The organism is Acinetobacter sp. UBA5934 (genome assembly GCF_002430855.1).
In the GTDB taxonomy this organism is placed as follows: Bacteria; Pseudomonadota; Gammaproteobacteria; order Pseudomonadales; family Moraxellaceae; genus Acinetobacter.
In genome coordinates this window covers 1-3,787 of the sequence record NZ_DJDC01000004.1, presented here as the reverse complement: position 1 = coordinate 3,787, position 3,787 = coordinate 1, and the positions used below count along the sequence as shown (strand labels likewise).

The 3,787-nt window shown below is 41.8% G+C and carries 3 protein-coding genes; 1 reads left to right on the top strand and 2 read right to left on the bottom strand.

Features of this window, described 5'->3' with window-relative positions; genetic code table 11:
* Positions 1–164: 164 nt before the first annotated feature.
* Positions 165–797: a hypothetical protein gene (locus B2Y23_RS00105; RefSeq protein ID WP_291368287.1), complete on the top strand. Its 633-nt coding sequence runs from the start codon at positions 165–167 to the stop codon at positions 795–797.
* 36 nt (positions 798–833) lie between these two features.
* On the opposite strand, the gene B2Y23_RS00100 is transcribed toward B2Y23_RS00105, so the two are convergent.
* Complete coding sequence (locus B2Y23_RS00100; RefSeq protein ID WP_291368285.1) at positions 834–2,297, bottom strand: CYTH and CHAD domain-containing protein; 1,464 nt, start codon at positions 2,295–2,297, stop codon at positions 834–836.
* Positions 2,298–2,492: 195 nt separating this feature from the next.
* Positions 2,493–3,787, bottom strand: a 1,295-nt coding sequence (locus tag B2Y23_RS00095; protein WP_291368283.1) for an inorganic triphosphatase, incomplete at its 5' end; no start/stop codon positions are given.

Below are 3,787 nucleotides of genomic sequence, written 5' to 3'. Positions count from 1 at the left end.
CAGCATTTAACGCTTCTTCTTCGGTTACATCTGTTGCTTCAATCTTTTGAACCATGAACTTTTCCTGCAAATACGATCTAATGGCATATTATAGGCAAAGCCTTGCAGAAACTAAACCTTTGGCTTAATCTAAAAATAGCCTAAGCATGAAAATGGATACTCCAATGCAAGATGCCATTGCCGTACAAAGTCTGAAAAGTGATATCGCCTTATTACGTCAAAATATTTGGCCGCCAGCAAATCTGGCCAATGTAGAAGGCTTGCCCATTTATTATGGGTCTAAAAAAGAAGTCGATGAATATTACCGGCAATGGACCGGTTTAATTGAAAGGGCACAAGACCTGTTTCAGCCTTTTATGGAGGATGAAACCATTGATGCAGTGCATTTACCCAGCCATTTGAATCTGCCGCTGTTTTATTTTCATGTGGATCGCATCCGGATTAACAAAACCCGCGCCAAAGAGTCGAAAACTTTTCGTGGTATTGCCAGCCTGCTCGAAAAATGCGGGAAATATCCACCCGAGCAGATTCAGGCCATGAGTACCTGGTTGGAAAGTGATGATACCGCAGCCTTGGTAGCACATCGTGAATTTATCGACTTGCGCACTTATGTGTTTCAGCATGGACAAAGCGAATATACACGCACACGGTTTTATGTGAATGGAATGGTACTCAGTACAGAGCCACATTTTGAACTGGTCGATGCCCGCGATAAACCGCGTAAACAGCGCAATGATAGTTATAGCGATCCATTGGCGGATAATGGAACCTGGAAAATTTTTGGCAAATATCGTTAAGCTACGGAAATATTTAAATCTGATCTGTGCTTTGCATTACCAAAAAGTGTCGGTTTTCGCATAATCTTTTAGATGGGCTTGTGCCTGTTGCAGAATGTATTCTTTCTCACTGGCAATCCAGCCTAGCGCAAACCACAGTTTTTGTTTGCGTTTCACCATATCCTGGAACAGTGCTTCGGCCACCATCAAATCGTTATATTGTCCTAAACTTTCTTGAGCCGGTTTTAAATCTTTGAGGTAACGCTTTATTTCCTTGCTCGGATACAGTGAAGCCACAAATTCTACCGAATAACGTAAACGTTTCATCCGTTTGCGGGTGCGATGCCGGGATGGGATNNGATCCAGTTCTAGAAACTGATCGGCATCCTGGCAAATTTGTTGATGCATTTTTTGCAGTTTTTTTGCGATATCTTTTTTTAATTGCGGTTTTTTCTGCTTTGTACTGGTCTGATGGACAAAGCGCAGCAGATTCAGAATCAATTCAACAAAGTCTGAAGAACGTAAAGATTCATCAATGGCAATGCTGGATTCTTCAGGTGTATCCGGAAGCTGAACCAACGGTGCACCGGCCTGTTCGAGCTGGGGTAAAAGTCCTTCACTCAAGGCATCACGGTCACGGGTTGAACCGAGTTGGCGAAACAGATGCGTCAGTTGTTCCTGCCAGTCAGCATCGATATCTTTTGACCAGTCATCAAAAACACGCAAAGCACTTCTTAAACGGCGAATGGCCACACGCGTCTGGTGAACGTGTTCGCTATCATACTGTGCGGTAGCAATGACTGATGCATTCGGCAACAGATGCTGCAAGGCATTATTGATGATCTGCTTTAATACGTGATCGGTTGAGTCCTGTTGATCCAGTTGAAGCGGGCTTGCAAATTGAGCGGCAGGATTTTTTAAATTCTGTGCCAGTAAATCTCCGCGTTGAGCTTTACTGCGTACATCTAGCCATAAATGATAGCGCTGCACCCAAGGATGAATAAACTTGATCAGGTCTTGTATGGAACCTTGTTTAAGCTCAAATTCAATTTCATAAATCGGCACCGTTTGATCGTTATGATGGATCTCGCCGCGATCCAAACTGACTTCAATTTCTGAACGGTTAAAATGAACCAGGTGTACCAGGCGTTGGACTGCTGTTTCATATTGCACAATCAGGTTTTTAGCCTGTTTGCCCAAAGCATTTTGCAGCAATTGTTTTGCTTGCGAATTGGACTGATAAATTTTTAAATCCAAAGTTGGATCTTTGATCTTGCCTAAATCTTTTTCTAATTCAAAACGTTGTAAGGAATGATCACTAGGGGCTTTTAAGGTTTGTATCCAGTGATCATCTTCAAGACGTTGCCGTAATGAAATATTTTTTTTAGCCAAATGCCGTTCGGGAGTGTCATAGTATTTGGCATATAAAGAAATCAGGCGAGCATTCTTGTTCAAGAAGAGCTGATAGAGCTTTTCTTGTTGTGAGGCGGGGATCTGAAATTTTAATTCTACTTCAAGCATGTTAAAACTCCTGACACTTCATCATCGATCGGGTCATAACTTTTATTGTAAGCCAGTGTCAAAAAAAGAGTAGGGTTTTGCGGATAAGTAGATCAAGCGTATGTCGACCGATTCATGGTGTGCATAAAAAGATCGTGGCATACGCTTTGATTTTGCTGGTTTAATTTTGTTGGTTTGGTTTTACTGGTTTATTTGTTATTTAATAAATTTACGGCTCACCAGGAATTGTTCTGTCGCTTCAAGCAGGTTTTGCGCATAAACTTCCTGCTTTGCTGTCAGCCAGCCCAAAACAAACCAGTCACTGGCTTCCAGTTCAGTTTGCTGAATATATTCGGCAGATGAAGCCAGAATTTGATATTCACTGGCTGCAAGTTGGGCATCATTCAAGGCTTTGCTGTATTTCTGCAAATTTTTGACATCATAAATCGAAGTTAAAATCGGAAAGCTAAATTTCAGTTCATGAATTTTAGTGGCTAACTGATCCAGACTCTCAAAATTGGCAATATCGGCAGCCAGAAGATGTTCTTGTAATTGTTTATATTGATTTTGCAGGGTATTTTGCGCAAACCATTTTAAGTCATAGGCTTGGGACTTTTCTTCATGGTCCAGGCCAAACATCAATAATTCTAGATAATGATGCACGTTTTGCGTTGAACGAACCAGATTGGCCAGCTTTTCTTTGGCATATAAAATATCTTTGGCTAAATTTGATGCCGTATTCGGATTTTGTAAAAACGCCCCTAAAGTTGACTGCATGTGTTCCAGATGCTGTAAGTGATCGAACTGCTGTTTAAATGCTCCAATTTGCATCGCCCATTTGTCTGAAACCGCCTCATTCCAGTCTTTAAATAGCGACAGGGTCAAATGCAAATGATCCAGCGCAATTTGAGCTTGCTGAATATGTGTTTGTTCGGCAACGCCCGCAGCAATAGCCGCGATATTCGGCAGTAAATGCTGTAACTGTTGGGCAATCAATAAACGTAAATTTTTATTGGCAGCATCTTTTTTACTTAAGTTAAATTCTTTGTCAGATTTTGCCGGACTCACCGGTTGCTGAATGGCCAAAAGATTACCGATTTCAGCCTTACTGCGCACATCCAGCCAAAGCTGGTATTTTTTCACCCATTCAAAGCTAAAGGCCAGCAATGATTGGACGGATCCAGCTTTAAGCTCAAATTCAACTTCATGCACGTCACTTTGTGCAGTCTCAGTGCGGACTTCACCAACATCTAAACTGACTTCAATCTCGGTTTCTTCAAATTGAATAACGCGGAAAGTACGCCGAATGTCAGTTTCAAACTGGAGTTTAAGCTGATCCTGTGCATCACCCAAGGCATTTTTCAAGATTTGCTGTGCTTCGGCATCTTGCTCATAAACAGATAAATCCAGCTGGGGTGGTTGTTCAAGTTCCCCTAGGTCATAGTTATGCTCAAAACGGTGTAAATGACTTTTACCGGCAGCTTTTAAGGTTTGAATCCAGCGTGTACCTT